The organism is Hydrogenophaga sp. ZJX-1, assembly GCF_048590325.1.
GTDB lineage: Bacteria > Pseudomonadota > Gammaproteobacteria > Burkholderiales > Burkholderiaceae_C > Hydrogenophaga.
Genome location: NZ_JBMBRA010000006.1, coordinates 363,096 through 390,000, shown reverse-complemented (window position 1 = coordinate 390,000; position 26,905 = coordinate 363,096). Strand labels below are relative to the sequence as shown.

The following is a 26,905-nucleotide window of genomic DNA, read 5'->3' as shown; positions in this document are numbered from 1 at the left end:
CATAGTGGGTGATAGCCCCGTACGTGAAAAGACCTGTGTGGTACTGAGCTAACGAAAAGTAGGGCGGGACACGAGAAATCCTGTCTGAATATGGGGGGACCATCCTCCAAGGCTAAATACTCATCATCGACCGATAGTGAACAAGTACCGTGAGGGAAAGGCGAAAAGAACCCCGGGAGGGGAGTGAAATAGATCCTGAAACCGCATGCTTACAAAAAGTAGGAGCCTCGAAAGGGGTGACTGCGTACCTTTTGTATAATGGGTCAGCGACTTACATTCAGTGGCAAGCTTAACCGAGTAGGGAAGGCGTAGGGAAACCGAGTCCGAATAGGGCGATTCAGTCGCTGGGTGTAGACCCGAAACCAAGTGATCTATCCATGGCCAGGATGAAGGTGCCGTAACAGGTACTGGAGGTCCGAACCGACTAATGTTGCAAAATTAGCGGATGAGCTGTGGATAGGGGTGAAAGGCTAAACAAACTTGGAAATAGCTGGTTCTCTCCGAAAACTATTTAGGTAGTGCCTCAAGTATTACCGTCGGGGGTAGAGCACTGTTTTGGCTAGGGGGTCATGGCGACTTACCAAACCAAGGCAAACTCCGAATACCGACGAGTACAGCTTGGGAGACAGAGCACCGGGTGCTAACGTCCGGACTCAAGAGGGAAACAACCCAGACCGCCAGCTAAGGTCCCTAAAATTGGCTAAGTGGGAAACGAAGTGGGAAGGCTAAAACAGTCAGGATGTTGGCTTAGAAGCAGCCATCATTTAAAGAAAGCGTAATAGCTCACTGATCGAGTCGTCCTGCGCGGAAGATGTAACGGGGCTAAGCCAGTTACCGAAGCTGCGGATTTGCAATTTATTGCAAGTGGTAGGAGAGCGTTCTGTAAGCCTGTGAAGGTGTCTTGTAAAGGATGCTGGAGGTATCAGAAGTGCGAATGCTGACATGAGTAGCGTTAAAGGGGGTGAAAAGCCCCCTCGCCGTAAGCGCAAGGTTTCCTACGCAACGTTCATCGGCGTAGGGTGAGTCGGCCCCTAAGGTGAGGCAGAGATGCGTAACTGATGGGAAACAGGTCAATATTCCTGTACCGATTACAAGTGCGATGTGGGGACGGATCTTAATAGGTTATCCGGCGGTTGGATGTGCCGGTTTAGACAGATGTAGGCGACACGTAGGCAAATCCGCGTGTCATATACCGAGGCTGTTGATCGAGCGAGCTTGCTCGCGAAGTAACTGAACGAGGTCCCAGGAAAAGCCACTAAGCTTCAGCTTGTAATTGACCGTACCGCAAACCGACACTGGTGCGCGAGATGAGTATTCTAAGGCGCTTGAGAGAACTCTGGAGAAGGAACTCGGCAAATTGACACCGTAACTTCGGAAGAAGGTGTGCCCTTGTAGTGTGATGAGAACATCTGAGCACGAACGGGTTGCAAAAAATTGGTGGCTGCGACTGTTTATTAAAAACACAGCACTCTGCAAACACGAAAGTGGACGTATAGGGTGTGACGCCTGCCCGGTGCTGGAAGATTAATTGATGGGGTGCAAGCTCTTGATCGAAGTCCCAGTAAACGGCGGCCGTAACTATAACGGTCCTAAGGTAGCGAAATTCCTTGTCGGGTAAGTTCCGACCTGCACGAATGGCGTAACGATGGCCACACTGTCTCCTCCAGAGACTCAGCGAAGTTGAAATGTTTGTGATGATGCAATCTCCCCGCGGAAAGACGGAAAGACCCCATGAACCTTTACTGTAGCTTTGTATTGAATTTTGAACAGATCTGTGTAGGATAGGTGGGAGGCTTTGAAGCAGGGTCGCTAGATCTTGTGGAGCCAACGTTGAAATACCACCCTGGTGTGTTTGAGGTTCTAACCTAGGTCCCTTATCGGGATCGGGGACAGTGCATGGTAGGCAGTTTGACTGGGGCGGTCTCCTCCCAAAGTGTAACGGAGGAGTTCGAAGGTACGCTAGGTACGGTCGGACATCGTGCTAATAGTGCAATGGCATAAGCGTGCTTAACTGCGAGACTGACAAGTCGAGCAGATGCGAAAGCAGGACATAGTGATCCGGTGGTTCTGTATGGAAGGGCCATCGCTCAACGGATAAAAGGTACTCTGGGGATAACAGGCTGATACCGCCCAAGAGTTCATATCGACGGCGGTGTTTGGCACCTCGATGTCGGCTCATCTCATCCTGGGGCTGTAGCCGGTCCCAAGGGTATGGCTGTTCGCCATTTAAAGAGGTACGTGAGCTGGGTTTAAAACGTCGTGAGACAGTTTGGTCCCTATCTTCCGTGGGCGCTGCAGATTTGAGGAAGCCTGCTCCTAGTACGAGAGGACCGGAGTGGACGCACCTCTGGTGTACCGGTTGTCACGCCAGTGGCATTGCCGGGTAGCTAAGTGCGGAAGAGATAACCGCTGAAAGCATCTAAGCGGGAAACTCGTTCCAAGATGAGATCTGCCGGGGCCTTGAGCCCCCTAAAGAGTCGTTCAAGACCAGGACGTTGATAGGTCAGGTGTGGAAGCGCAGTAATGCGTTAAGCTAACTGATACTAATTGCTCGTGAGGCTTGACCCTATAACTTTGACGATAATCGTCCAAGTGCAAATGTTATTGTTATGCCCCGTGGACAACTCACGTTGTTCCACATCGTTGGCAGCAATCAAAATCAGCTGATTCGAAACTCTATGAATTCGTCCCTGTTGTGCAACAGCACAGCAAGGACAACCCGTTATGCCTGACGACCATAGCAAGTTGGTACCACTCCTTCCCATCCCGAACAGGACAGTGAAACGACTTTGCGCCGATGATAGTGCGGATTCCCGTGTGAAAGTAGGTCATCGTCAGGCTCTTACTCCCCCTAACCCCCTCGTACTTCCCGTACTTGGGGGTTTCGGCTTTTCTGGGGTTATCTCAGTTGTTTTGCGGCTCGATCAAATCCGTCGCCTGCAAAAATGCACTTTCTGCTGGCCTTCCTCCGATCCGCCATCCCTCCATATAAAAAAAGCCCGCTGATTGCGAGATCAGCGGGCCTTTTCCTTGTTGGAGCGTTCAGTTCACCAGCACCAGTTTGCCCTTGACCGAGCGCGAACCCATGATGGCGTAGGCCTTGGGCAGTTCGCTCATGGGGAGGGTCTGGTCGATGATCGGTTTGACCTGGCCCTTGGCGTACATGCCGGCAAGGATCTGCATCATCTGCGCGTTGGCTTGCGGCTCGCGGCGAGCAAAGTCGCCCCAGAACACGCCGACGATGCTGGCGCCCTTGAGCAGGGTCAGGTTCAGCGGCAGGCTGGGGATGGGGCCGCTGGCAAAGCCCACCACCAGGTAGCGCCCGCGCCAGGCGATGGAGCGGAACGCGGGTTCAGCGAAATCACCGCCCACCGGGTCGTAGATCACGTCGGGGCCCTTGCCGTCGGTCAGGCGTTTGATTTCGTCGCGCAGGCCAGCCTGGGGCGTGTGCACGCTGTAGTTGATGGTGGCGTCTGCGCCCAGTTGGCGGCACAGTTCGCATTTGTCGTCGGTGGATGCGGCGGCGATCACGCGCGCACCGGCGGCCTTGGCGATCTGGATCGCCGCTGTGCCCACGCCACCGGCCGCGCCCAGCACCAACACGGTCTCGCCCGCCTTGAGCGCAGCGCGGTCCATCAGCGCGTGCCACGAGGTGGCGTAGATCATGATGAAGGCGGCCGCGTCCACCGGCGGGAAACCCGGCGGCAGGGGCATGCACAGCGCGGCGGGCGCCAGGGTGTGTGTGCCAAAGCCCCCGGTGCCACTGAGGCAGGCCACACTCTGGCCCACCTGCAGGTGCTTCACGCCTTCGCCCACCGCGCGCACCACGCCCGCGTATTCGGAGCCCGGTACGAAGGGCAGGGCGGGTTTCATCTGGTACTTGTTCTGCACGATCAGCAGATCGGGGAAGTTCAGGCTCGCGGCCTGGATTTCGATCAGTACTTCGCCCGCCTTTGGCTCGGGGGTGGGCAGCTCTTTCCAGGTCAGGGCTTCGACGCCGACAGGGTTTTCGCACAGCCAGGCTTGCATGTTGTCTCCTCGTAGGACAGGGGGGAAGCGGCTGATGATAGGCAGCGCGCCGGGTCGGGCACAGCGGGTATGTCCGCTTTCTGTCGCTGGGGCGACCGGGGTTGGGCTGTCGGTGGCGTGAACCCGGTCCAGTGGGGCAATCCACCTAGAATCGACAGCATGAAAATCCTCATCTCCAACGACGACGGTTACCAGGCGCCCGGCATCGTGGCGCTGTATGAAGCGCTCAAGGATCTGGCCGAGGTGGAGGTGGTGGCGCCCGAGCACAACAACAGCGCCAAATCGAATGCGCTGTCGCTGCATTCGCCGCTGTACGTGCACACGGCGCACAACGGTTTTCGCTATGTCAACGGCACGCCGGCTGACTGCGTACACATCGCGCTCACCGGGTTGCTGGGCTACCGCCCCGACTTGGTGGTTTCCGGCATCAACAACGGCGCCAACATGGGCGACGACACCATCTATTCGGGCACCGTGGGCGCAGCGATGGAGGGTTACCTGTTCGGTATCCCGGCGATCGCGTTTTCCCAGACGCAGAAGGGCTGGGCGCATCTGGATGTGGCCGCGCAGAAGGCTGCCGAACTGGTGGCGCAACTGCTGCCGTCTCTGGACGGATCTCCGCAGCACCATGCGCCCTGGTTGCTCAATGTGAACATCCCCAACCGGCCGGCCAGCGAAATACCAGGATTCAAAGTGGCACGGCTGGGGCGGCGCCATGCGGCTGAGCAGGTGATCGCCCAGACCAATCCGCGCGGCGACACCATGTACTGGATCGGTGGCGCCGGGGCGGCGAAGGACGATGCCGAAGGCACCGACTTCCACGCCACGGCGCTGGGCTACGCCACCATTACGCCGCTGCAGGTGGACCTCACGGACCACGAACGCCTGCCGTACTGGGCGCCGACCGCGGCGCGGCTTTCGGGAGCACCAGCGGCCGCCACCCCCGCTGGCACTACCGGTCGGCACGACACAGGCAGTTCTGCGGCATGAAAAAGCCACCCACGCCTGGCCCTCGGGCGCCAGCCACGAAGACACCGGCCCGACCGCGGCCGGGTTTCCCTGTTCAACTGGCCGCCCCTGCGCAGGGTGCGCCAGCGCGCAAAAACAACTCCGCGGCGCCAGCACATGCCAAGCCCACGGCCGCCCCGCGATCAGCGCCGACCGCGAAGCTTGTGGATATGGACTCACGTGCGTTGCGTGCGGCTATGGTCCGCAAGCTGCAGGCGCAGGGGGTGAGCCATCCCGCGGTGCTGGCGGCGATGGGCGCGGTGGAGCGACACCGTTTTGTCGATACGGCTCTCGTCAACCAGGCGTATGAAGACACGAGTCTCCCCATAGGTTTGGGTCAAACCATATCCAAACCCAATGTGGTGGCCCGGATGATCGAACTGCTGTGCGAGGGGCGCACCGAAAAGCTCGGTCGGGTGCTTGAAATCGGGACCGGATGTGGTTACCAGGCCGCGGTCTTGAGCCAGGTGTCGCGGGAGGTCTACACCATGGAGCGCCTGCGCGGTCTGCACGAAAAAGCACGCGAAAATGTGCGGGGTCTGCGGCTGGCCAATCTGCACCTGCTGTTTGGCGACGGAATGCTGGGTTTTGCGCAAGGCGCTCCTTATGCGGCCATCATCGCAGCTGCCGGTGGCGAGGCGATTCCGCAGGCCTGGATAGACCAGTTGGCGGTGGGTGGACGCCTGGTGGCACCTGCCGTGACCGGCGTGGGCCAGCAGCATCTGGTGGTCATCGACAAAACCGCCACGGGTGTGAGGAAAACGGTGCTGGAGCCGGTGCTGTTCGTGCCTCTAAAATCAGGGGTCGCATGAGGTCCACCTTCTGGTGGGGGCTCGGGATTTTTTCAGGCAGTCCTCGGAACATCGCCAGGGCTGCAACCAGGTGGGAGTCAAGATGAACAGAGTGGAATTCGACCCGTTGGCACCGAAAGGCGTGCCCGCGCGTCGAGCGGCTTGGCGCAGCGTGCTGCTGGTGGCTGCGGTCACCAGCCTGCTGGTGGCCGCGGGTTGTTCGACCCGGCGTGTCTCGCAGCCTGCGCCGGTGGAAGACCGTTCGGGCGCCAAAGCCACGGAGGTCAAACCCTTGCCGGGTGCCGAGAACGCGGGCAAGCCCGGTTATTTCACCGTGCGCCCGGGCGACACCCTGTACCGCATTGCGCTGGAGAGCGGACAGGCCTGGCGCGATGTGCAGGCCTGGAACAACCTGGCCAATCCGAACCTGATCGAAGTCGGCCAGGTCTTGCGCGTGGCGCCTCCCGCGACCACCGGCACAGCGGGAGCGTCAGGAACAACCCCCACCACAGTGACCGCGGCGCCCGTTGCGGCACCCGGCGTGGTGGCGCGGCCCCTGACCGCCGGCAACAGCCCGGCACCGGCCACCACGCTCCCGCCCGGACCGGCAGCTCCCGCACCGGCAGAGCCTCCGGTGGCATCGGCCGAGGAGCTGCAGTTTGTCTGGCCAGCCCAGGGGCCGGTGATCGCACCGTTTGACGAGGCCAAGAACAAAGGCGTGGCGATTTCCGGGCGTGTGGGTGATCCGATCGTGGCGGCGGCCGATGGCCGGGTCGTCTACGCCGGTGCCGGCCTGCGTGGCTATGGCAACCTGATCATCCTCAAGCACAACAACACCTACCTCACGGCGTACGCGCACAACCAGGCCTTGCTGGTGCGCGAAGACCAGGCGGTTCGCCAGGGGCAGAAGATTGCCGAGATGGGCAGCAGCGATGCCGATCGCGTGAAGCTGCACTTCGAGGTGCGTCGCCTGGGCAAACCGGTCGATCCGCTGGGTCATCTGCCGAAGAGGTAACCTTCCTGCGCCGCTTCGCGGCTTCCCCCCCCGGGGGACCACACCTTTGGACCTGCGAAGCCGGAGCCTCGGTGTGTGCGGGATGCAAACCCGTGCTCCGGTGGCGCCTCTTAACGCTTCTGTGAGAACCCTATGGCTTGGCCTGTTCTGGTTTTTGACATCGAGTCGATCCCCGACATCGAGGGCCTCAGGGCCTTGCGTGGGGAACCCACCGAGACCAGCGACGAGCAGGTGTACGCAGCCTGGCTGGCGGAACGCAAGGAAAAAGGGCAAAGCGATTTCATGCCTTTGCACCTGCAGCGCATCCTGGTCATCAGCGTGGTGTTTCGCAACGCCGAGGGCTTGCGCATCCATTCGTTCGTGGACCGCGATGGCGCGAGCGAAGGCAAGGTGGTGCAGACCTTCTTCAACAGCATCGAGAAACACCAGCCGCAGCTGGTGAGCTGGAACGGCAGTGGTTTCGACCTGCCCGTGCTGCACTACCGTGGCCTGCGCCACGGCGTTGAGGCCAGCAAGTACTGGGACATGGGCGAAGACGACCGCGAGTACAAGTGGAACAACTACATCAGCCGCTACCACATGCGCCACCTGGACCTGATGGACCTGCTGGCGATGTACAGCCCGAAGAACAATGCGCCGCTCGATGCCATGGCCAAGCTCTGCGGCTTCCCCGGCAAGCTCGGCATGGATGGCTCGCAGGTGTACGCGCAGTACCTGGCCGGTCAGACCGATGACATCCGCCGTTACTGCGAAACCGACGTGATGAACACCTATCTGGTGTATTGCCGTTTCCAGAAAATGCGCGGCGGCCTGACCGAAACCGAGTACGAGCAGGAAATCACCTACGTCAAGGAAACGCTGGGCAACCTGGCGCCCACCGAGAGTCACTGGGACGAGTACCTCAAAGCCTGGGCTTGACGCGGGATCCCGTCTCGCGTCCTGAGACAATCGGGGGATGACCGCACCTCTTGCCCACGAAAACAGCCTGCTCACCACCGCGCGCGACGACGCGCCCGCCGCTTCTGAAGCCACATTGCCGGAAGGCTGGCTGGCGGTGGAATCCCTCGACATCGATGCCCAGGGCATCGCTCGCCGTCCGGACGGCAAAGTCGTCTTCATCGAAGGCGCCTTGCCCTTTGAAGTGGTCAGCACCAGCGTGCACCGCAAGAAAAACAACTGGGAAGCGGGCGTCGTCACCGCCATCCACCGCGAATCCTCGCAGCGCGTGCGCCCGGGCTGTCCGCATTTCGGCCTGCACGCGGGTGCCTGCGGTGGCTGCAAGATGCAGCACCTGCACGAGAACGCGCAGGTGGCCATCAAGCAACGTGTGCTGGAGGACAACCTCTGGCACCTGGGCAAGGTCAGGGCGCAGACCATGTTGCGTCCCATCGAAGGGCCGGCCTGGGGTTACCGCTACCGCGCGCGCCTGTCGGTGCGTTTCGTGCACAAGAAGGGCGAGGTGCTGATCGGTTTTCACGAGCGCAAGAGCCGCTACGTGGCCGACATGCAGGTCTGCCATGTGCTGCCGCCGCATGTGAGCGCGATGTTGATGCCGCTGCGTGGGTTGATCTTCGGCATGGACGCACGCGAAACCTGCCCGCAGATCGAACTGGCCTGTGGCGACGACGTGACGGCCCTGGTGCTGCGCCATCTGGAGCCGCTGTCGGACGATGACCTCACCCGTCTGCGTGCCTTTGCTGCCCAGCACGGTGTGCAGTGGTGGCTGCAATCCAAAGGGCCGGACACGGTGAAGCTGCTCGACGAGGGCGGCCCCTTGTTGTCGTATGCATTGCCCGATTTCGGCATCAACATGCCATTCAAACCCACCGATTTCACCCAGGTCAATCCGCACATCAACCGCGTGCTGGTCTCGCGCGCCCTGCGCCTGCTGGACGCGCAGAAGACCGAACGCGTGATCGACTGGTTCTGCGGCCTGGGCAACTTCACCTTGCCGATCGCCACGCAGGCGGGTGAAGTGCTGGGCATTGAAGGCAGCGACACACTGGTGGCGCGCTCGCGCGAGAACCTGGCAGGCAATCAGACCGGTCGAGTGGTGCCGCTGGCGCCCACTTCGTTTGTGGCGCGCAACCTGTTCGAGATGACGCCCTCGCAACTGGTGGGCGATGGGCGGGCGGACAAGTGGCTGGTGGACCCGCCACGCGAGGGCGCGTTCGCGCTGGCCAAGACGCTCGCCGACCTGCACCTGCAGCCCGAGCTGCGTGGTGGCTGGACACCGCCCAAGCGCATCGTCTACGTGAGCTGCAACCCGGCCACGCTGGCGCGCGATGCGGGCCTGCTGGTGCACCAGGCGGGCTACCGCTGTGTGGCGGCGGGTGTGGTGAACATGTTCCCGCACACGGCGCACGTGGAGAGCATGGCGGTGTTCGAGCTGGACGCCGAGCGCGTGGCCGGCGCGGCCTGACCGCTTTGGTCAGGACTTGTGCGACCGGACGGCGTTGGCGTTCGGATCGCTGGTCGCTTCGGCTTCGTCGGCCTTGCCCGGGCTGGATTCGGCGGCCTCGGGTTCTGATGGCATGCCGACGATCTGATTTTCGCGCATGTACTGGTCCATGTCTTTCCAGCCGGCGAAAACGGCCGCCTTGCCAGCCTTGGGGTTGCCGTTGAAACAATCCTCGATGCTGCGGATGGCGTGTCGGCAGGCGCTGCCGATGGCCATGCCTTCGGCTTCCTTCTTGGCGGCTACCTGAGGGGCGGTCTCGATGCCCAGGGCATCACAGCCGGCCAGCAGGCTGGCTGCGGCAATCAGGCAGAAGGTGAGGGCGTTGTGTCGCATGGTGCTGGGTGCGTGCGGATGTGTCCTTTCTTTCGGCTTCTGGCGTGCCAACTTGAATGGTTTTCATGTTCCGGCGACCGGCAGACGACTTGCGAACCGGCAAAGAAAAAGGACCCGCAGGTCCTTTTCTCTGAGGGGCCGTGAGGGCGATCAGTCGCGTTCGCCGCCGAAGATGCCCAGCAGGGCCAGCAGGCTCTGGAAGATGTTGAACAGGCTCAGGTACAGGCCCAGCGTGGCGCTGATGTAGTTGGTCTCACCGCCGTCCACAATGCGCTTGAGGTCGTACAGCAGGTACAGGCTGAACACGATGATGGCCAGGGTGGCGATGGCGGCCATGCCGGCGGTGCTGCCGACAAACACGTTGATGATCGCGCCGATCATGATGGCCAGGGCGCCGACGAAAAGCCACTTGCCCATGCCCGAGAGGTCGCGCTTGATCACGGTCGAAATGTTGGCCATGATGAAGAACACGCCAGCGGTGCCGCCGAAAGCGGTCATGATCAGACTGGCTCCGTTGCTGAAGCCCAGCACCCCGGCCAGCAGGCGCGAGAGCATCAGGCCCATGAAGAAGGTGAAGGCCAGCAGCACCGGCACGCCGGCTGCGGAATTCTTGGTCTTCTCGATGGCGAACATGAAGCCAAAGGCGCCACCCAGGAATACGATCAGGCCCAGGCCTCCCGTCAGGCTGGCGGTGATGCCGGTGGCGACGCCGATCCAGGCGCCGAGCACCGTGGGCAGCATGGACAGCGCGAGCAGCCAGTAGGTGTTGCGCATCACCTTGTTGCGTTGCGCGGAAGTGGATACGGCGGCGCCGAAGCGGCCGCTGGTGGGTTGTACTTGGTCGGTCATGGTGGTGAGCTCCTTCATCATCTGACGCAGTGGTCTGACAGCATCCGGTCCGGGGACCGATCGCTGGTGAAGCCGCATTGTAGGGCGCGGCCTTGTCCGCCGTGTGACCCGGCATAAACCGCATTCCGGTCAGGGCAGTTGTGACCTGCGCTGGGCCTGTAGTGCGGTATCGTCCCGGGTCCAGAGCCTCGGCGGTGAAGCCGGCTCGCGAACCCCAGTCAGATACCCCATAGAAGGAATAAGTTCATGAAAAACAAAGCCGTTCTCGAACTCGCCGACGTCAAACTCATCGCCGCGGCGGCCGAGGCCGAGGCCCTGCAAAACAGCTGGGCGGTCACGTTCGCCATCGTGGACGATGGCGGCCACCTGCTCTGGCTGCAGCGCCTGGATGGTGCTCCGGCCATTTCCTCGCACATCGCACCCGCCAAGGCCCACACCGCGGCGCTGGGGCGCCGCGAAAGCAAGGTCTACGAAGATGTGATCAACCAGGGGCGGGTGTCGTTCCTGAGTGCGCCCGCCGTGGCCGGCATGCTCGAGGGTGGCGTGCCGATCATGAAAGACGGTCAGTGCATTGGCGCGGTCGGCGTGAGCGGTGTGAAGTCGAGCGAAGACGCGCAGATCGCGCGTGCGGGCATTGCAGCCATCGGGTTGTGAGGAAAAAATGACTGGCTACCGGGACCGGAATCCCTTGGCTGGCCAAAAAACGACGCTCGGGGAGATGGCATTTCCCCGGGTCGCCCCACGATGAAGTTGAGTTGATCCTTATTTGGTCAGGATGAGTTTGCCCTGGCGGGTGGTCTGCAAGCGGTAGAGCGCGCCGTTGTGGGTGATGGCCACCGATTTCTGGCCACGCAGCACATCGTGGCTGGTGAGCAGAACGAGCGCCGCCGTTTCAGGCAGCGTCTCCATGGCCTGAGGCCGGTCCGTCATGGGCACGGGGTCGTTCGACGGTGGTTTGCTCAACATGCGTTCTCCTGGGCCGGATGACCGGGTCTCACGGCGCCACCGGCTCGGTGATGAAGCCGATCTTGCGCACACCCGCGCGCTGGGCCGCGGCCATGGCCAGGGCCACGCGCTCGTAACGCACCGCCTTGTCGCCGCGGATGTGCAGTTCGGGCTGCGGCTCCTGGGCTGCGGCACTGGCGAGTCGCTGCTCGAAGTCGGCATCCTGCACCGGGGTCTCGTTCCAGAAATAGGCGCCGTCGGCGTCCACCGAGAGGCGGATGTTTTCCGGCTTGTCGAGCACCTTCTCATTGCTGGCGCGCGGCAGGTCGATGTTGACCGCGTGTTTGATCACCGGCACGGTGATGATGAAGATGATGAGCAGCACCAGCATGACGTCGATGAACGGGATCATGTTGATCTCGGCGAGCATCTCGTCGCTGTCGTCCTGGGTTCCGATGGCCATGGTGTTGTCCTCAGGCGGTCAGGCTTTTTTCATGGGCAGGACCTTGCCGTCGCCACCGGCCGTCACACGGGCGCCGGTGACGAAGTAGGCGTGCAGGTCGTGGGCAAAGCGGTTGAGCTGGTGGTTGATGCCCTTGTTGCCTCGCACCAGGACGTTGTAGCCCAGCACGGCGGGAATCGCGACCAGCAGGCCCATGGCGGTCATGATCAGCGCCTCGCCGATCGGGCCGGCGACCTGGTCGATGCTGACCTGGCCGGCCGCGCCGATGCCGAGCAGTGCGTGGTAGATGCCCCAGACGGTACCGAAGAGGCCCACGAAGGGCGCGGTGGATGCGATGGAGGCAAGCACGGTGAGGCCGCTCTGCGCGCGCGCGGTGGCGTCGTCCAGGCTGCGACGCAGGCAGCGTTCCACCCAGTCGCTCACGTCCAGTGAGTCGTGCAGTTGCGGGCCGGGCCGGCCGTCTTTGTGCAGGACGTGGCGCGCCGCTTCGCGGCCTTCGTTGGCCAGCGCGCGGAAGGGGTTGCCGTCCTGCGCGCCGAGCTTGTCCAGGCCTTCGGCAAAGTCGGCGCTGTGCCAGAACCCTTCGCAGGCCCTGGCCTGCTGGCGCTGGGCGCGCTGGTCGAGGTATTTCCACAGGATGATGATCCAGGTGGCGAGCGACATGGCCAGCAGGACGAGGGCGACGGTGCGGGTGACGGCGTCGCCCTGGATCCAGACGTGGGCCAGGCCGGATGAGACGTTTTGCGGTTCCATGGGTGAGAAAGCTCCAGTGAGATCGGTTTCGGTACGGGTGTGCGTGGCGCGTTATTCGAGGACGAAGTTGATGGGGATGTTGAACCACATCGCTTCAGGCACACCGGCGCGTTTGCCGGGGATGTAGCGCCACTTCAACACCGTCTGCAAGGCGGTCTGGTCGAGACGCTCGTAGCCGCTGGAAGTCCTGATTTCGGCCTTGCTCGCCGTGCCATTGACTTCGATGAAAGCGCGCACGATCACCTTGCCTTGTTCTCCCAGCCGCTTGGACAGCGGCGGGTAGGGCGGTGGTGCGTTGTTGAGGTAGTCGGCGCTGCTGGAGGGCAGTTCGACCTTGGGTGGCGCTGGTGGCGCGGGCTCGGCAACCACCATGGGTGTCTGTGGAGGCGGCGCGGGTGGCTGGGGTTCGGTGGTGCCCGTCGCGGCCGTGGGGGACGGGGTCGGATCGACCATGGCCACCGGTTGCGGAGCCGGTTTGGGCGCTGGCGGGGTGACCTTTTTCGGGACCGCTGTTGGTCGGGGCTGCGGTGGCGGCGGGGTGGGCGTCACCTGGGGTTGGGGCAGTTCGATGAATTCGGCCATCACCTGCACGGGCACCACGAGCTCCACCGCCCGGCGCAGCAGGCCGGTTTGCAGGGCCCACAGGCCCAGTACATGAAAGCCGACCACGGCGATCACGATGAACAGGCGGCGGTCCATGCGGGGTGTCGGATTGGGAGCCTGTGGGGCTCCTGAAAGGGGTAGCGCGAGGCTCGCGCTGGCGGAAGACATAGTGTAGGTGGAGGCGACGTTCGGTTGGAATGGGCGCTTCGCGGATTCAGGGGTGTAGCACCCACCACGCGGCGGCCAGAATCAGGATCAGGCTGCCGCCCAGAATGAAAACACTGCTGGTCATGGTGAGCCCCTTTCGGTCTGCGGTTGAAGACTGAGTTAATTATAAATGCGAATAACTCGCATTCGCGATAAATATCAAAAAAGTATCGAAATGCATGGACGTCCCGGGTTCATTCAGACGGGCGGGACCACAACGCCGCGCTCGCCTCATCGAGCGTCCGGCAACCGCTCAGCGCCATGGCGATTTCCAGTTCGTCACGCAGCAGGCGGATGACGTGCGCCACGCCGGTGGCGCCCGCGTTCGCCAGCCCGTGGATGACCGGCCGGCCCACCAGCACCGCGGTGGCGCCCAGCGCGATGGCCTTGAGCACGTCGGTGCCGCGCCGGATGCCGCCGTCCACCAGCAGCGGCAGCGCGCCGCCGACCGCCCGTGCAATGGCCGGCAACAGGGTGGCGGTGGCGGGCAAGGTGTCCAGCGTGCGGCCGCCGTGGTTGGACACGATCAGGCCGGCCGCGCCGCAGGCCAGCGCCTGCTGCGCATCGGCCGGGTGGGTGATGCCTTTGAGCAGGACGGGCAGACGGGTCTGCTCGCGCAACCAGACCACATCGTCCCAGCTGGGGGCGTGGGTCAGCAGGTCGTCGAAAAGAGGGCTTTGGCCAGACCGCAACGCTGCGGGCGCAGGCGCCTGCAGGCCTTGCAGGTTGACGGCAGAGATGCCCGGCGGCAGCGTGAAGCCGGTGCGGCGTTCGCGGTCCCGCGCTCCGTTCACCGGCGCATCGACCGTGAGCACCAGGGCTTCATAGCCCGCCGCTTCGGCGCGCTGCACGAGCGCCCGGGTGAAACCCCGGTCGGCTTGCAGGTAGAGCTGGAACCACAGCGGGCCGCGATCGGCTTCGCCCAGCACCACCTGGGCCACGTCTTCCAGCGGCGTGCTGGCCTGGGTGCTGAGCACCAGGCCCGCGCCCAGCACGGCCGCTGCCAGCGCCGTGGCCAGTTCACCGTGCGGGTGCGCCAGGCGCTGGTAGGCCATGGGGGCGATCAGGATCGGATGGACCAGGGTGCGGCCGAGCAGTTTCACCCGCGTGTGCCCGCCGGCCAGGGGTCGCAACACCCGTGGCCACAGCGGTATGCGCTGCCAGGCCAGGACGTTTTCGCGCAGGGTGATCTCGTCGGCGGCGCCGCCGTTGAAATAGGCCTGCGCGTTCGCATCAAGCACACCGCTGGCAAAGGCTTCGTGGTCGGCCAGGTTGACCAGGCCCTCAGGCAGCCGGTCATTCATGACAGCCCCAGCGCCGGACTGTCCCAAGCTGGGCCAACCCCCTCGGGGGGCAGCGACCCGCGCAGCGGTGGAGTGTGGGGGCTCCGACCCAGCGCCGGGCCGCCCCAAGCTGGGCCAGCCCCCTCGGGGGGCAGCGACCCGCGTAGCGGTGGAGTGCGGGGGCTCATGTTTCCGACCACATGCGCAGCAGGTTGTGGTACGTGCCGGTCAGGGCCGTGGCTTCGGGCGTTTCGCCGTGTTGCTGGCGCAGGGCCAGGATGTTCATGTCGAGTTCGTAGAGCAGGCGGCGCTGTTCATCGCTGCGCAACATGCTCTGCACCCAGAGGAAACAGGCGAGCCGGTGTCCGCGCGTGACCGGCGTCACCTGGTGCAGGCTGGTGCCGGGGTAAAGCACGGCGTGGCCGGCGGGCAGCTTCACGCCGCGGGTGCCGTAGGTGTCGCTCACGGTGAGCTCGCCGCCGTCGTATTCGTCGGGGTCGTTCAGGAACACGGTGCAGGAGACGTCGGTGCGCACGTATTCGGTCTGTCCGGCTTCGTTGACCTTGAGCCGGATCGCGTTGTCGATGTGGTTGCCGTAGGTGTTGGCTTCGCCGCCGTAGCGGTTGACGCGGGGTGTGAAGATGCGCAGTGGCAACGCGGCGCTGAAGAACAGCTGCGAACGGTTGAGGCCATTCAACACCATCGTCCGGATGGTTTGTGCGGCTTCGCTGTCGTGCGGCAGTTGCTGGTTGTTCTTGACGGTGCGCGCCTGCGGGCCGGCGCTGTCCCGGCCGTCGGTCCATGGCGCATCGGCGAGCATCTGGCGCGCCAGGCGCAGGTCGTTGGATGACAGGATGTCGGGCAGGCTGAGCAGCATCGGGGTGTTCCGTTTTGTTGATGGGTTCTCATAAATGGAAAAGGCCGTCCCCGCGTGACCGCGAGGACGGCCAGCGTGCCGTCAGTCGACGCGGTGCGCGATCAGAACTTCAGGCTGGCGGTCACCTGCAGCGTGCGCCCTGCGCCCGGGATGTAATGCCCTGGGTAAAGCTGGTCGGCGTAGAGCTTGTCGGTGATGTTGGACAGGTTGGCCTTGAGCGTCAGGCGGTCGAAGTCGAACTTGTACTCGGCCATGAGGTCGGCGGTGACGTAGGACGGGACGGTCCATTCCACACGGGTCGGCGACTGTTTGCCGCGGAAGTTCAGGCCGGCGCCCAGGCGCAGCTTGGGCGTGAACTGGTAGGTGGTCCACACGGTGCCGCTGTGCTCGGGCGTGAGCGACGGGCGGTCGCCCGGGCGCTCGCCAGCAGCACCTTGGGAACACTGACCGGTGGTCGGGCAGGGGGCCGCCCGGTCCACCTTGGCCACGGGCAGCCACATGTAGGAGCCGAAGACTTCCCACTTGGAGGTCAGGCGGCCCACGATGTCGGCTTCGAATCCCGCCACGTGGCGTTCACCCGACAGTGTCACGACCGGGCGATCCGGATCGGTGTTGCGCTCGTTGTACTTGGTCGAGCGGAACACCGCGAGCCGCGTGGAGAAGCGCTTGTCGGCCGAGTCCAGCTTGGCGCCGAGTTCGATGTTGCGGCTTTTTTCCGGCGGGGTGTCGACGTTGCTGGCGCCCAGCGAGTAGGCGTCGCCGGAGGTGTTGAACGACTGGCCGACCGAGAAGTGGTACGACTGCTGTGGCGTGGGCTGGAACAGCACGCCAGCGCGCGGGCTCCATTCCGACACATCCATGCGGTAGCTTTCGGCGCTCAGCGGGCCGGCAGCGTTCTGCGGCAGGCTGAAGCTGTCGTAGTCACCGGTGAGTTTGTCGTAGCGCAGGCCGGCCACCACCTTCCAGGCGGGGGCGATTTCCACCGTGTCCTGCACATAGGCACCCCAGCCCTGAGAGGTGTACTGGTTGTTCACACGCAGCACGCGGGACGATTCGTCCACCCAGGCCCCGTCGTCCGGTGTTCCGATCAGCGTGGTGGGCTTGGTGATGTCAACGCCACCCTGAGCGCGTGAGCGCGCGGCGTAGACGGTGCGTTCCTCGCGCGAGAAGTCCACACCAGCCAGCAGGTCGTGCCTGGCGCCCAGTGCCTCGAACTTGCCCGAGTAGTCGCTCTGGAACTGGGCCGTGTCCATGTCCTGAATCTTCAGGTGGTTGCCACGGGTCAGCCGGGTGTTCGGGCCGAAGTTCTCCAGGGAGTTGGCGCTGGGGCACTGCGGGTTGGTCACGGCGCCGGTCTGCTGGTTCACGCCGCGGGTACACAGGCGGATGGCGCCCGAGCGTTGGTCGCGCTCGAACTGGCCCACGCGCACCTGGGTCCTGAGTTCGCTGTCGCGGCTGAAACGGTGGGTGTGCGAGCCCCCAATGAGCGTGGCGCTGCCGTTGTTGTAGTCGCTGGCAGCGCCGTAGTAGGTGTCGGGGTCGAGCGGCAGCAGCACGCGGTCGCTGGAACCGGCGGTGGGCGCGATGTACGGAATGCCGTAGTTGATGCCGTTGTTGTTGTCCAGGTGGTAGAGGTTGACTTGGAACTCGTTGCGCTCGCCAATGCCATTGCGGTAGGCCAGGGCCGCACCGCGCTTGTCCAGGCTGGCGCCGCTGCCGTTGTTGTCGGCCTGGGTGGCCATCGCGTTGATGCGCAGCGCGGCGCTTTCACCGGTCTGGATGTTGAAGTCGCCCGTGGCGCGCACGTACTTGTGGTTGCCCAGCGTGAGGTCGATCTGGTGTTCGTCGATCAGGCGCGGCGTCTTGCTGACCTGGTTGACGGCGCCGCCGGTGGAGCCGCGGCCGAACATCATGGAGGCCGAACCGCGCAACACTTCCATGCGGTCGAGGTTGAAGGTGTCGCGGTCGTAGATCGCCGGGTCGCGCATGCCGTCGATGAACAGGTCACCGGTCGCCTGCAGGGCGAAACCGCGCAGGCGGATGTCTTCCTCGCCGCCTTCGGCCGCCAGGAAGGTGATGCCGGCGGTGTTTTTCAGGGCTTCCTTGAGCGTGTCGAGGTTGCGGTCGTCGATCAGCTTTTCGGTGACCACGGTGACCGACTGGGGGATGTCGCGCAGTTGCTGCTGGCCTTTGCCGATGCGGGTTTCGGTGGCGCGCAGCGCGTCTTTGCCTTCAGGTGCTTCGGCCTGTTCGCGCACCACGACGGTGGGCAAGGTCTTTTCCGCGCTGGAGGGCGCGGTCTGGGCGAAGGCGTTCAGGGAGCCGGCCAGCAGCATGGCGCCCAGCGGCAGCACGGAGCTTGCAGAGGTGGATGAACGGGGCAGGGCGCGCTGGGCGCTGCGCAGGGTCTTTTTGCGTTGTGACATGGAAGCGTTGGTCGAACGGGTTGTCGGCTGGCTTCAACGCACTGCGCTGTGGCTGGCTGGAAACGCAATCGTATTGCAAACGCGAACGATTCGCAATAAAGTGTTTCGGATTGCCGCCTGAAACCGATTTTTGTAGCACCGAACCAACATCGGATGGCGCCGCCCCGTCACCACCGCCTGTGGGTGCGTGGGCGACCCGGTCATGCTGCTGCGCAACAAAAGCTATCGATCCAATGTAAACTATCAATGCGACTTCATGATAGTTGTCGTCTATGATTCAACCCATCGCGATACCCGTCGCGTCCTGATCACCGTTTCTTTCAACTCCAACCTAGGAAATACCATGTCCCTGATCAATACCCCAGTCCAGCCCTTCAAGACCCAGGCCTTCCACAACGGCAAGTTCATCGAAGTCTCCGACGAAAGCCTGAAGGGCAAGTGGTCCGTCCTGATCTTCATGCCGGCCGCCTTCACCTTCAACTGCCCGACCGAAGTGGAAGACGCCGCCGACAACTACGCCGAGTTCCAGAAGGCCGGCGCCGAGGTGTACATCGTCACGACCGACACGCACTTCTCGCACAAGGTGTGGCACGAGACCAGCCCCGCCGTGAGCAAGGCCCAGTTCCCCCTGGTCGGTGACCCGACGCACACACTGACCAACGCGTTCGGCGTGCACATCCCCGAAGAAGGCCTGGCCCTGCGTGGCACGTTCGTGATCAATCCCGATGGCATCATCAAGACCGCCGAGATCCACTCCAACGAAATCGCCCGCGACGTCAAGGAAACCCTGCGCAAGCTGAAGGCTGCCCAGTACACCGCCGCCAACCCCGGCCAGGTGTGCCCGGCCAAGTGGAACGAAGGCGCCAAGACGATCGCTCCTTCGCTGGAACTCGTCGGGAAGATCTAACCCCCCCCTGCGCCGCGCCTAGCGGCGCGTCTTCCCCCCAGGGGGACAACGCGAGCGGCCCGGCAAAGCCGGTTCCGCCGCGTTCTTGGCTCGGACACTTCGCTCCGGCGCAGATTTTGTTCCTCTTGCCATTGGCAGTACCGCTGCCTCATGGGCTTGCTTGCAGGCCCATGCACCAGCGGCCTTCCGCACCCCATCTTTCCTTTCAGGAGTCCACCATGCTTGACGCCACCCTCAAATCCCAGCTCCAGCAGTATCTCGGCATGCTGCGCCAGCCGATCCGGCTGATCGCTTCGCTCGACGACAGCGATACCGGCGTGGAGATGCGCAGCCTGCTGGACGACATCGTTTCCCTGTCGGACAAGGTCACGCTGGACACCACGGGCAACGATGCGCACAAGCCGTCGTTCGTGGTGGCGCGTGAGGGGGAAACCCAGGGCGTGCGCTTCGCTGGTCTGCCGCTGGGCCACGAGTTCACCTCGCTGGTGCTGGCGCTGCTGTGGACCGGCGGTCACCCGCCCAAGGTCGAGGCGGACGTGATCGAGTCGATCAAGGCCCTGGACGGCGACTTCAGTTTCGAGGTCTACATGTCCCTGACCTGCCACAACTGCCCGGACGTGGTGCAGGCGCTGTCGCTGATGGCGATCTTCAACCCCAAGGTCAAGACCGTGGTGATCGAAGGCGGCGCCTTCCAGCAAGAGGTGACCGAGCGCGAGATCATGGCCGTGCCCATGGTGTTCCTGAATGGCAAGGTCTTCGGTTCCGGTCGCATGTCGGTCGAGGAGATCGTGGCCAAGCTGGACACGAACTCGGGCGACCGCGAAGCCGCCAAACTGAACGCCAAGGACCCGTTCGACGTGCTGATCGTCGGCGGCGGCCCGGCTGGTGCGGCGGCGGCGGTGTACGCGGCCCGCAAGGGCATCCGTGTGGGCGTGGCGGCCGAGCGTTTCGGTGGCCAGGTCAACGACACCATGGCGATCGAAAACTACATTTCGGTGCTGGAAACCGACGGTCCCAAGTTCGCTGCGGCGCTGGAAGCGCAGGTGCGCCACTACGAGGTGGACATCATGAACCTGCAGCGTGCCGACAAGATCATCCCCGCTGAGGAACCGGGCGGTCTGGTGCGGGTGCAGATGGCCAACGGCGGCGTGCTCCAGGCGCGCAGCGTGATCCTGTCCACCGGCGCGCGCTGGCGCAATGTGAACGTGCCCGGCGAGCAGGAATACAAGAACAAGGGCGTGGCCTACTGCCCGCATTGCGACGGTCCGCTGTTCAAGGGCAAACGCACAGCGGTCATCGGCGGAGGCAACTCCGGCGTGGAAGCGGCCATCGACCTCGCCGGCATCGTGCAGCACGTGACCCTGGTCGAGTTCGCCGACCAGCTCAAGGCCGACGCCGTGCTGGTGAGCAAGCTGAAAAGCCTGCCCAACGTGACCGTCCACGTGAACGCGCAGACCACCGAGATCAAGGGTGCCGATGGCAAGGTCAATGGCCTGAAATACAAGGACCGCGCGACCAATGAAGAGCACCTGGTGCCGCTGGAAGGCGTGTTCGTGCAGATCGGTCTGGTGCCCAACACCGAGTTCCTCAAGGGCACGGTCGAGCTCAGCCGCTTCGGCGAGATTGTGGTGGACGCCAAGGGCCACACCAATGTGCCGGGCGTGTTCGCCGCCGGTGACTGCACCACGGTGCCGTACAAGCAGATCGTGATCGCCGCGGGCGAGGGCGCGAAGGCCGCGCTCAGCGCCTTCGACCACCTGATCCGCCAGCCGGTGGTGGCCGCCGTCTCCGAAGCCGTGACCGCCTGAACGAACCTCGGTTCCCGAAAGAAAAAAGCCACCGGGGCAACCCGGTGGCTTTTTTTGTTGGACGGACCGAAGTCCGCTCTTCGTGGATCAGTGACCCGAAGCGCCGGAAGCGCCGATGCCTGTTTCCGAACGAACCTGCTGGGCCAGGAAGCCCGCGCGATCGACTTTGGCACGGGCGCTGTTGTCCAGGATGGAGAACAACCAGATGCCCACGAAGCCGATCGTCATGGAGAACAGGGCCGGCGAGGTGTACGGGAACAGGGCCGAACCTTTGGGGTTGCCCAGCGTGGCTTCCCAGACCGAGGGCGACACGATGGTCAGCGCCACGGAGGAGATCAGCCCCAGGAATCCACCGATCACGGCACCCTTGGTGGTGCAGTCCTTCCACAGCACACTCATGAACAGCACCGGGAAGTTGGCCGATGCCGCGATCGCGAAAGCCAGCGACACCATGAAGGCGATGTTCTGCTTCTCGAAGGCGATGCCGAGCACCACCGCCACGAGGCCGAGGCAGATCGTGGTGATCTTCGACACGCGCAGTTCGGATGCCGAATCGGCCTGGCCCTTCTTGACCACGGTGGCATAGATGTCGTGTGACACGGCCGAGGCGCCCGACAGCGTCAGACCCGCCACCACCGCGAGGATGGTGGCGAAGGCCACGGCCGAGATGAAGCCCAGGAACACATTGCCGCCCACCGCATTGGCCAGGTGGATGGCAGCCATGTTGTTGCCGCCCAGCAAGGCCCCTTGGGCATCAAGGAAGTTGGGATTGATCAGCACGAAGGTGATGGCACCGAAACCGATGATGAAGGTCAGCAGGTAGAAGTAGCCGATCCAGCCGGTGGCCCACATCACCGACTTGCGGGCTTCCTTGGCCGACGGCACGGTGAAGAAACGCATCAGGATGTGCGGCAGGCCGGCGGTACCGAACATCAAGGCCATGCCGAAGCTGATGGCCGAGATCGGGTCCTTCACGAAGTTGCCCGGGCCCATGATCGACTGACCGGCGGCCGTGGCGGCTTCGGCAATCTTGCCGTCCTTCAGCGCCAGATCGGTCTTGATCTGCACCGCGCCAGCGAACATCGCTTCGGGGCTGAAGCCGAAGTGCAGCAACACCATGAAGGCCATGAACGATGCGCCACCCAGCAGCAGGCAGGCCTTGATGATCTGCACCCAGGTGGTGGCTGTCATGCCGCCGAACAGCACGTAGACCATCATCAGCGCGCCGACGATGATCACGGCGATGTAGTACTCCAGGCCAAACAGCAGCTTGATGAGCTGGCCGGCACCGACCATCTGTGCGATCAGGTAGAACGCGACGACGACCAGCGTGCCCGAGGCCGCAAAGACGCGGACAGGGGTCTGGGCAAAGCGGAACGCGGCCACGTCGGCGAAGGTGAACTTGCCCAGGTTGCGCAGGCGTTCCGCCATCAGGAAGGTGATCACGGGCCAGCCAACCAGGAAGCCGATGGAATAGATCAGGCCGTCAAAACCGCTGGCCATCACGGCTGCGGAAATGCCGAGGAACGAGGCGGCCGACATGTAGTCGCCGGCAATCGCCAGACCGTTCTGGAAGCCGGTGATGCCACCGCCGGCGGTGTAGAAATCCGATGCCGACTTGGTTTTGGCAGCGGCCCACTTGGTGATGAACAGGGTGAACACCACGAACATCGCGAACATGGTGATGGCCGTCCAGTTGGTGGGCTGCTTCTCGGCCTGACCGAGGTCGGCGCCCGCTGCCCAGGCGGCAAACGACACACCGAAGAGCGCCAGCAGCGTCAGCACGCGACGCAGGGAGTTTTGAGCGGGCATCATTTGTATGCGGCCTTGATCACTTCGTTGGAGAGGTCGTCAAACTCGGTGTTGGCGCGTTTGACGTAGATGGCTGTGATGACGATGGTGAAGATGATCACGCCGAAACCGACGGGGATGCCCATCGTGATGACGCCGTCGCCCAGCTTCTGCGAGAGGAACTCCTTGTTGAAGGCAACCAGCAGGATGAAGCCGTAGTACACGAGCATCATGGCCAGGGTGAGCCACCAGCCGAAGCGGGATCGTTTGGCTTTGAGCTCCTGGTATTGGGGATTCTTCAGAATCCGTTGAATGACGGTGTCGTCCATGTCTTGACCTCGGTCTTGGTTGGTTGAACATCCACGATAGGCTCAGGGTCTTACCTAGTACTTACCCCGACTTCCATGGGCTTGCGCGATCAGTGCCTGACACGCCCGTCGCGCTGTGCGGGAGGGGCGAATCTGGACCTTCCTCTCCCTATGTGAAGGTCATTTATTGGGACTTACCCTTGGTTTGCCTGAAGGGGGTGGTGGAAGCAATTTAACTGTAAGGAAGTGCTCCCACAGTCCGCCCCGTAATGCCGGAATCCGCAAGGTAGGCGGCATGCAAAACGGGGCGGCTCACACCGCTGAAATCGCAAAAGCATCACTACGAGGAGATGACTTTCATGACAAGTGACAACAACGCAAAGGCCTACTGGTCGGCCACCCTGGGTCTGCTGACCAAGGTGCTGATCATCTGGTTCCTGGTCTCATACGGCGCAGGCATCCTGTTCGCCAGCGCCCTCAACGGCATCCATCTGGGTGGCTATCCGGTCGGGTTCTGGTTCGCCCAGCAGGGGTCCATCTATGTGTTCATCGCGCTCATCTTCTGGTACGCCTACCAGATGGGCAAGATCGACCGCAAGTTCGGCATGCAAGAAGACTGATCAAGGAAGACCACCATGGAACTCCAAACCACCATTTATCTGTTTGTCGGGCTGAGCTTCGCGCTCTACCTCGGCATCGCCTTCTGGGCACGCGCGGGCAGCACGTCCGAGTTTTACGTTGCCGGCGGCGGGGTGCACCCCGTGACCAACGGCATGGCCACGGCCGCTGACTGGATGTCGGCCGCGTCCTTCATCTCCATGGCCGGCCTGATCTCCAACATGGGCTACGGCGGTGCCGTGTTCCTGATGGGCTGGACCGGTGGCTACGTGTTGCTGGCCATGTTGCTGGCACCGTACCTGCGCAAGTTCGGCAAGTTCACCGTGCCCGAGTTCATCGGCGACCGCTTCTACTCGAAGGCCGCACGTAACGTCGCGGTGCTGTGTCTCCTGGTCGCATCGCTGACCTACATCATCGGCCAGATGACGGGTGTGGGCGTGACCTTCGCGCGCTTCCTGGGTGTGTCGAGTGAGCAGGGCATTTACATCGGTATGGCCATCGTGTTCGCCTACGCCGTGTTTGGTGGCATGAAGGGCATCACCTACACCCAGGTGGCCCAGTACATCGTGCTGATCTGTGCCTACCTGGTTCCGGCTTTCTTCATCTCCCTGAATCTGACGGGCAACTTCCTGCCGCAGCTGGGCCTGGGCTCTTCGATGGCCGGTACCGACGTGTCGCTGCTGACCAAGCTCGACCAGGTGGTGACCGATCTGGGCTTTGGCCAGTACACCACGTCCAGCGCCGGTTCGATGCTGAACATGTTCTTCTACACCGTGTCGCTGATGATCGGTACCGCGGGCCTGCCCCACGTGATCGTTCGCTTCTTCACCGTGCCGAAGGTGGCTGACGCCCGTTCGTCCGCTGGCTGGGCCCTGGTGTTCATTGCCCTGCTGTACACGACCGCTCCCGCTGTGGGCGCCATGGCCAAACTGAACCTGCACGGCACGGTGAACAATGCCGTCGGCCTGACCCAGACCGCTGACGGCATCCAGGTGAACGCCGACGTGGTGAAAGCCAATGGCGACCTGTACGCCACCGAAGCCAGCCTGGTTTACGAGCAGCGTCCCGACTGGATGAAGCGCTGGGAAAAAACCGGTCTGCTGAAGTGGGAAGACAAGAACGCCGACGGCCGTATCCAGTACTACAACGACAAGACCAAGAACGAAGTCGCCAAGGGCAAGGCCGAAGCGGCTGGCTGGAAGGGCAACGAACTGACCGTGAACGCCGACATCATCGTGCTGGCCAACCCGGAAATCGCGCTGTTGCCCAACTGGGTGATCGCACTGGTGGCCGCCGGTGGTCTGGCCGCTGCGCTGTCGACCGCTGCCGGTCTGCTGCTGGCCATCTCGTCGGCCATCTCCCACGACCTGATCAAGGGCGCCATCAAGCCTGACATCAGCGAAAAGGGCGAACTCATGGCCGGCAAGATCGCCATGGCCGTGGCCATCTTCGTGGCCGGCTACCTGGGTCTGAACCCACCGGGCTTCGCCGCTGGTACGGTGGCCCTGGCTTTCGGTATCGCGGCCTCCACGATCTTCCCGGCCTTGATGATGGGCATTTTCAGCCGCACCATCAACAACAACGGCGCCATCGCCGGCATGCTGGCGGGCCTGTTCGTGACGCTGTTCTACGTGTTCGCGCACAAGGGCCTGTTCTTCATCAAGGGCACCGAATACCTTGACATGGTGGGCGGTGTGAACGGCTTCTTCACCATCACACCCGAAGCCTTCGGTACCGTGGGTGCCATGGTGAACTTCGCTGTCGCTTACCTGGTGAGCAAGATGGGTGCTCCGGTGCCCAGGCACATCCAGGAACTGGTGGAGTCGGTGCGCGTGCCCAAGGGCGCGGGCGTTGCCACCGGTCACTGAGATCGACTGAAAACCACCCGCCAGGCCACGGCTTGGTGGGTGGGTGAATCAAGACCCCGTGGGCTTGCCGACGGGGTCTTTTTCTTGGGGGACAATCCGGCCTGTCGCTGTTTTGTCACCAGGTTTGTTGTGCACAGACCGTCTTCCCGGCGCTTTGCGCAGAGCACACCCGCTCCCCGCATCAACAAGGACTTCCCGGATGAATCTACCGAGTGTTTTCATATTCAACTGGATATTTCTGCTGGCCCTGTTTCCCGTGGCCTTTTTCTGGCTGCGCCGCGCCTGGCGCATCCTGGTGAAGAAGGACTTCTCCGAGGTGGCACTGAAAAAAGGCCTGCCGCCGCCCAACGCCGAGAAGTACGCGCCCTATGAAATGGCGATCAACATGATTGGCGGCGTGGTGATCGTGGTCCTGCTCGTGGCGGTGCTGGGTTTTCAGGCGCTGGCATCGGAAGACTGGGTGGCCATCGCGGGCGTCACGCTGTGGGTGAAACTGTTCGCCTCGTTCGCCCTGGGGCGCCAGGCCCACGGCCTCGGCCCGGCCAAGAAGAAGCCCGCAGCAGGCAAATAGGAACGGCCTCCCCGCCACGCACCCGCTTGCTGGCCCGGGGGGGCTCAATAGCTGAGTTGTTCGGGCCGGATTTCCTGCAGGATGGTGGTGGCGATTTCTTCGATCGACTTCGTCGTAGTCGAGAGCCAGCGGATGCCCTCGCGGCGCATCATGCCTTCGGCCTCACTGACCTCCATGCGGCAGTTCTCCAGGCTGGCGTAGCGCGAGTTGGGCCGCCGCTCGTTGCGGATCTCGGACAGGCGTTCCGGAGCGATGGTCAGGCCGAAGATCTTCTTGCGGTGTGGCATCAATGCCGGCGGCAATTTGCGGCGCTCGAAGTCTTCCGGGATCAGCGGGTAGTTGGAGGCCTTCAGGCCGTGCTGCATGGCCAGGTAGAGCGAGGTCGGCGTCTTGCCGCTGCGGCTCACGCCGACCAGGATCACATCCGAACCGGCCAGGTCGCGGTGGCTCTGACCGTCGTCGTGCATCAGCGAGAAGTTGATCGCTTCGATGCGATCGTGGTATTCCTTGCTCTTGGAGACGTCCGAGAAGCGGCCCACGCGGTGGTTGGACTTGATGCCCAGCTCGGCCTCCAGCGGCTCCACAAAGGTGCCGAACATGTCGAGCATCATGCCGGTGCAGTGTTCCTTGAAGACCTGCAGGACCTCCATGTTGACCACGGTCGTGAAGACCAGGGGGCGCCGGCCCTCGACCACGGCGGTGTGGTTGATCTGGCGCACCGCCTGGTGGGCCTTGTCCACGCTGTCGAGAAATGGCAGCCGCACACGCCGTACCTGGGCCTCGAACTGGTTGAGGATGGCGTTGCCGAAGGTTTCAGCGGTGATGCCGGTGCCATCGGAAACGAAAAAGACGGTTCGGTTGGTCATGAAGCGGTCCCGGGGTAGGGGGTGCAAAAATATTCAGGCAATGCCACCGCGGTTTTCACACCGCAGGGCAACGGTGTGCCGCCTGAAACAGGCTGCCGCCCTACAATTGCAGGTTCGGGCTCCGG

24 protein-coding genes and 2 rRNA genes (1 of these 26 running past the window's edge) are annotated in these 26,905 nt (G+C 63.0%); 13 read left to right on the top strand and 13 right to left on the bottom strand.

Annotation, left to right across the window (positions count from 1 at the left end):
• Positions 1-2,568 (top strand): 23S ribosomal RNA (locus ACN5W5_RS18765) (it extends 311 nt beyond the left edge of the window).
• A 159-nt stretch (positions 2,569-2,727) separates the two neighbouring features.
• Positions 2,728-2,840: ribosomal RNA gene (rrf, locus tag ACN5W5_RS18760) — 5S ribosomal RNA — on the top strand.
• A 202-nt stretch (positions 2,841-3,042) separates the two neighbouring features.
• On the opposite strand, the gene ACN5W5_RS18755 is transcribed toward rrf, so the two are convergent.
• Positions 3,043-4,029 carry an NADPH:quinone oxidoreductase family protein gene (locus ACN5W5_RS18755; protein ID WP_420049972.1) on the bottom strand — a complete coding sequence of 329 codons (987 nt, stop codon included), beginning with the start codon at positions 4,027-4,029 and terminating at the stop codon, positions 3,043-3,045.
• Positions 4,030-4,188: 159 nt separating this feature from the next.
• On the opposite strand from ACN5W5_RS18755, the gene surE reads away from it, so the two are divergent.
• From surE to rlmD, 5 genes are all read left to right on the top strand, one after another.
• Entirely contained in the window at positions 4,189-5,019 is an 831-nt protein-coding gene (surE, locus tag ACN5W5_RS18750) for a 5'/3'-nucleotidase SurE (protein ID WP_420049971.1), read from the top strand.
• The gene (locus ACN5W5_RS18745) at positions 5,016-5,849 is read left to right on the top strand and encodes a protein-L-isoaspartate(D-aspartate) O-methyltransferase (protein ID WP_420049970.1); all 834 of its coding nucleotides are present in this window, start codon (positions 5,016-5,018) and stop codon (positions 5,847-5,849) included. Before surE ends, ACN5W5_RS18745 begins: the two co-directional genes overlap by 4 nt.
• 82 nt (positions 5,850-5,931) lie before the next feature.
• Complete coding sequence (locus ACN5W5_RS18740; protein ID WP_420049969.1) at positions 5,932-6,843, top strand: peptidoglycan DD-metalloendopeptidase family protein; 912 nt, start codon at positions 5,932-5,934, stop codon at positions 6,841-6,843.
• A 132-nt stretch (positions 6,844-6,975) separates the two neighbouring features.
• On the top strand, positions 6,976-7,761 hold the full coding sequence (locus ACN5W5_RS18735; RefSeq protein ID WP_420049968.1) for a 3'-5' exonuclease: 786 nt from the start codon (positions 6,976-6,978) through the stop codon (positions 7,759-7,761).
• A gap of 37 nt (positions 7,762-7,798) precedes the next feature.
• The gene (gene rlmD / locus ACN5W5_RS18730) at positions 7,799-9,265 is read left to right on the top strand and encodes a 23S rRNA (uracil(1939)-C(5))-methyltransferase RlmD (RefSeq protein WP_420049967.1); all 1,467 of its coding nucleotides are present in this window, start codon (positions 7,799-7,801) and stop codon (positions 9,263-9,265) included.
• Between the two features lie 9 nt (positions 9,266-9,274).
• Here the strand turns inward: rlmD and ACN5W5_RS18725 are convergent, their stop codons facing one another.
• Entirely contained in the window at positions 9,275-9,637 is a 363-nt protein-coding gene (locus tag ACN5W5_RS18725; protein ID WP_420049966.1) for a hypothetical protein, read from the bottom strand.
• A gap of 150 nt (positions 9,638-9,787) precedes the next feature.
• A complete protein-coding gene (locus tag ACN5W5_RS18720; protein WP_420049965.1) occupies positions 9,788-10,486 on the bottom strand; it encodes a Bax inhibitor-1/YccA family protein in 699 nt (232 codons plus the stop codon).
• Positions 10,487-10,732: 246 nt separating this feature from the next.
• On the opposite strand from ACN5W5_RS18720, the gene ACN5W5_RS18715 reads away from it, so the two are divergent.
• On the top strand, positions 10,733-11,140 hold the full coding sequence (locus ACN5W5_RS18715) for a GlcG/HbpS family heme-binding protein (protein ID WP_177139724.1): 408 nt from the start codon (positions 10,733-10,735) through the stop codon (positions 11,138-11,140).
• A gap of 108 nt (positions 11,141-11,248) precedes the next feature.
• On the opposite strand, the gene hemP is transcribed toward ACN5W5_RS18715, so the two are convergent.
• From hemP to ACN5W5_RS18680, 7 genes are all read right to left on the bottom strand, one after another.
• Positions 11,249-11,452, bottom strand: a complete 204-nt coding sequence (gene hemP / locus ACN5W5_RS18710) for a hemin uptake protein HemP (protein ID WP_420049964.1) — start codon at positions 11,450-11,452, stop codon at positions 11,249-11,251.
• 28 nt (positions 11,453-11,480) lie between these two features.
• Positions 11,481-11,894, bottom strand: a complete 414-nt coding sequence (locus ACN5W5_RS18705) for an ExbD/TolR family protein (RefSeq protein WP_420049963.1) — start codon at positions 11,892-11,894, stop codon at positions 11,481-11,483.
• 18 nt (positions 11,895-11,912) lie between these two features.
• Complete coding sequence (locus ACN5W5_RS18700) at positions 11,913-12,647, bottom strand: MotA/TolQ/ExbB proton channel family protein (RefSeq protein WP_420049962.1); 735 nt, start codon at positions 12,645-12,647, stop codon at positions 11,913-11,915.
• 51 nt (positions 12,648-12,698) lie between these two features.
• On the bottom strand, positions 12,699-13,346 hold the full coding sequence (locus tag ACN5W5_RS18695) for an energy transducer TonB (RefSeq protein WP_420049961.1): 648 nt from the start codon (positions 13,344-13,346) through the stop codon (positions 12,699-12,701).
• A 305-nt stretch (positions 13,347-13,651) separates the two neighbouring features.
• The gene (locus ACN5W5_RS18690) at positions 13,652-14,761 is read right to left on the bottom strand and encodes an alpha-hydroxy acid oxidase (protein ID WP_420049960.1); all 1,110 of its coding nucleotides are present in this window, start codon (positions 14,759-14,761) and stop codon (positions 13,652-13,654) included.
• 163 nt (positions 14,762-14,924) lie between these two features.
• Positions 14,925-15,617, bottom strand: coding sequence for a Fe2+-dependent dioxygenase (locus tag ACN5W5_RS18685; RefSeq protein WP_420049959.1), 693 nt, complete (start codon positions 15,615-15,617; stop codon positions 14,925-14,927).
• Positions 15,618-15,718: 101 nt separating this feature from the next.
• The gene (locus tag ACN5W5_RS18680) at positions 15,719-18,043 is read right to left on the bottom strand and encodes a TonB-dependent receptor (protein WP_420049958.1); all 2,325 of its coding nucleotides are present in this window, start codon (positions 18,041-18,043) and stop codon (positions 15,719-15,721) included.
• Positions 18,044-18,386: 343 nt separating this feature from the next.
• Between ACN5W5_RS18680 and ahpC the strand changes: the two genes are divergently transcribed.
• Both ahpC and ahpF read left to right on the top strand, forming a co-directional pair.
• Positions 18,387-18,950 (top strand): alkyl hydroperoxide reductase subunit C, encoded by a 564-nt coding sequence (ahpC, locus tag ACN5W5_RS18675; RefSeq protein WP_420049957.1) that lies wholly within the window; start codon positions 18,387-18,389, stop codon positions 18,948-18,950.
• A gap of 218 nt (positions 18,951-19,168) precedes the next feature.
• Complete coding sequence (gene ahpF, locus ACN5W5_RS18670; RefSeq protein WP_420049956.1) at positions 19,169-20,758, top strand: alkyl hydroperoxide reductase subunit F; 1,590 nt, start codon at positions 19,169-19,171, stop codon at positions 20,756-20,758.
• 87 nt (positions 20,759-20,845) lie between these two features.
• On the opposite strand, the gene ACN5W5_RS18665 is transcribed toward ahpF, so the two are convergent.
• Together ACN5W5_RS18665 and ACN5W5_RS18660 are read right to left on the bottom strand one after the other, a co-directional pair.
• On the bottom strand, positions 20,846-22,570 hold the full coding sequence (locus tag ACN5W5_RS18665) for a cation acetate symporter (protein ID WP_420049955.1): 1,725 nt from the start codon (positions 22,568-22,570) through the stop codon (positions 20,846-20,848).
• Positions 22,570-22,878 carry a DUF485 domain-containing protein gene (locus ACN5W5_RS18660; RefSeq protein WP_420049954.1) on the bottom strand — a complete coding sequence of 103 codons (309 nt, stop codon included), beginning with the start codon at positions 22,876-22,878 and terminating at the stop codon, positions 22,570-22,572. Before ACN5W5_RS18660 ends, ACN5W5_RS18665 begins: the two co-directional genes overlap by 1 nt.
• Positions 22,879-23,216: 338 nt before the next feature.
• Here ACN5W5_RS18660 and ACN5W5_RS18655 point away from each other — a divergent pair, with 338 nt between their 5' ends.
• From ACN5W5_RS18655 to ACN5W5_RS18645, 3 genes are all read left to right on the top strand, one after another.
• Positions 23,217-23,477, top strand: a complete 261-nt coding sequence (locus ACN5W5_RS18655) for a DUF4212 domain-containing protein (RefSeq protein ID WP_420049953.1) — start codon at positions 23,217-23,219, stop codon at positions 23,475-23,477.
• 15 nt (positions 23,478-23,492) lie between these two features.
• The gene (locus ACN5W5_RS18650) at positions 23,493-25,343 is read left to right on the top strand and encodes a sodium:solute symporter family protein (protein WP_420049952.1); all 1,851 of its coding nucleotides are present in this window, start codon (positions 23,493-23,495) and stop codon (positions 25,341-25,343) included.
• A gap of 199 nt (positions 25,344-25,542) precedes the next feature.
• Positions 25,543-25,914 carry a hypothetical protein gene (locus tag ACN5W5_RS18645; RefSeq protein ID WP_420049951.1) on the top strand — a complete coding sequence of 124 codons (372 nt, stop codon included), beginning with the start codon at positions 25,543-25,545 and terminating at the stop codon, positions 25,912-25,914.
• 44 nt (positions 25,915-25,958) lie between these two features.
• On the opposite strand, the gene ppsR is transcribed toward ACN5W5_RS18645, so the two are convergent.
• Positions 25,959-26,780 (bottom strand): pyruvate, water dikinase regulatory protein, encoded by an 822-nt coding sequence (gene ppsR / locus ACN5W5_RS18640; RefSeq protein WP_177139746.1) that lies wholly within the window; start codon positions 26,778-26,780, stop codon positions 25,959-25,961.
• Positions 26,781-26,905: the final 125 nt, after the last annotated feature.

Excerpts from the sequence above, each read along its gene's own strand:
- ahpC (WP_420049957.1), top strand. The coding sequence starts at position 18,387 with ATGTCCCTGATCAATACCCCAGTCCAGCCCTTCAAGACCCAGGCCTTC.
- ACN5W5_RS18745 (WP_420049970.1), top strand. The coding sequence starts at position 5,016 with ATGAAAAAGCCACCCACGCCTGGCCCTCGGGCGCCAGCCACGAAGACA.
- ACN5W5_RS18695 (WP_420049961.1), bottom strand. The coding sequence starts at position 13,346 with ATGGACCGCCGCCTGTTCATCGTGATCGCCGTGGTCGGCTTTCATGTA.
- rlmD (WP_420049967.1), top strand. The coding sequence starts at position 7,799 with ATGACCGCACCTCTTGCCCACGAAAACAGCCTGCTCACCACCGCGCGC.
- ACN5W5_RS18700 (WP_420049962.1), bottom strand. The coding sequence starts at position 12,647 with ATGGAACCGCAAAACGTCTCATCCGGCCTGGCCCACGTCTGGATCCAG.
- ACN5W5_RS18655 (WP_420049953.1), top strand. The coding sequence starts at position 23,217 with ATGACAAGTGACAACAACGCAAAGGCCTACTGGTCGGCCACCCTGGGT.
- ACN5W5_RS18715 (WP_177139724.1), top strand. The coding sequence starts at position 10,733 with ATGAAAAACAAAGCCGTTCTCGAACTCGCCGACGTCAAACTCATCGCC.
- ACN5W5_RS18740 (WP_420049969.1), top strand. The coding sequence starts at position 5,932 with ATGAACAGAGTGGAATTCGACCCGTTGGCACCGAAAGGCGTGCCCGCG.
- ACN5W5_RS18685 (WP_420049959.1), bottom strand. The coding sequence starts at position 15,617 with ATGCTGCTCAGCCTGCCCGACATCCTGTCATCCAACGACCTGCGCCTG.
- ACN5W5_RS18690 (WP_420049960.1), bottom strand. The coding sequence starts at position 14,761 with ATGAATGACCGGCTGCCTGAGGGCCTGGTCAACCTGGCCGACCACGAA.
- ACN5W5_RS18725 (WP_420049966.1), bottom strand. The coding sequence starts at position 9,637 with ATGCGACACAACGCCCTCACCTTCTGCCTGATTGCCGCAGCCAGCCTG.
- ACN5W5_RS18665 (WP_420049955.1), bottom strand. The coding sequence starts at position 22,570 with ATGCCCGCTCAAAACTCCCTGCGTCGCGTGCTGACGCTGCTGGCGCTC.
- ACN5W5_RS18660 (WP_420049954.1), bottom strand. The coding sequence starts at position 22,878 with ATGGACGACACCGTCATTCAACGGATTCTGAAGAATCCCCAATACCAG.
- ACN5W5_RS18705 (WP_420049963.1), bottom strand. The coding sequence starts at position 11,894 with ATGGCCATCGGAACCCAGGACGACAGCGACGAGATGCTCGCCGAGATC.
- ahpF (WP_420049956.1), top strand. The coding sequence starts at position 19,169 with ATGCTTGACGCCACCCTCAAATCCCAGCTCCAGCAGTATCTCGGCATG.
- ACN5W5_RS18720 (WP_420049965.1), bottom strand. The coding sequence starts at position 10,486 with ATGACCGACCAAGTACAACCCACCAGCGGCCGCTTCGGCGCCGCCGTA.
- surE (WP_420049971.1), top strand. The coding sequence starts at position 4,189 with ATGAAAATCCTCATCTCCAACGACGACGGTTACCAGGCGCCCGGCATC.
- ppsR (WP_177139746.1), bottom strand. The coding sequence starts at position 26,780 with ATGACCAACCGAACCGTCTTTTTCGTTTCCGATGGCACCGGCATCACC.
- ACN5W5_RS18680 (WP_420049958.1), bottom strand. The coding sequence starts at position 18,043 with ATGTCACAACGCAAAAAGACCCTGCGCAGCGCCCAGCGCGCCCTGCCC.
- ACN5W5_RS18650 (WP_420049952.1), top strand. The coding sequence starts at position 23,493 with ATGGAACTCCAAACCACCATTTATCTGTTTGTCGGGCTGAGCTTCGCG.
- hemP (WP_420049964.1), bottom strand. The coding sequence starts at position 11,452 with ATGTTGAGCAAACCACCGTCGAACGACCCCGTGCCCATGACGGACCGG.
- ACN5W5_RS18755 (WP_420049972.1), bottom strand. The coding sequence starts at position 4,029 with ATGCAAGCCTGGCTGTGCGAAAACCCTGTCGGCGTCGAAGCCCTGACC.
- ACN5W5_RS18645 (WP_420049951.1), top strand. The coding sequence starts at position 25,543 with ATGAATCTACCGAGTGTTTTCATATTCAACTGGATATTTCTGCTGGCC.
- ACN5W5_RS18735 (WP_420049968.1), top strand. The coding sequence starts at position 6,976 with ATGGCTTGGCCTGTTCTGGTTTTTGACATCGAGTCGATCCCCGACATC.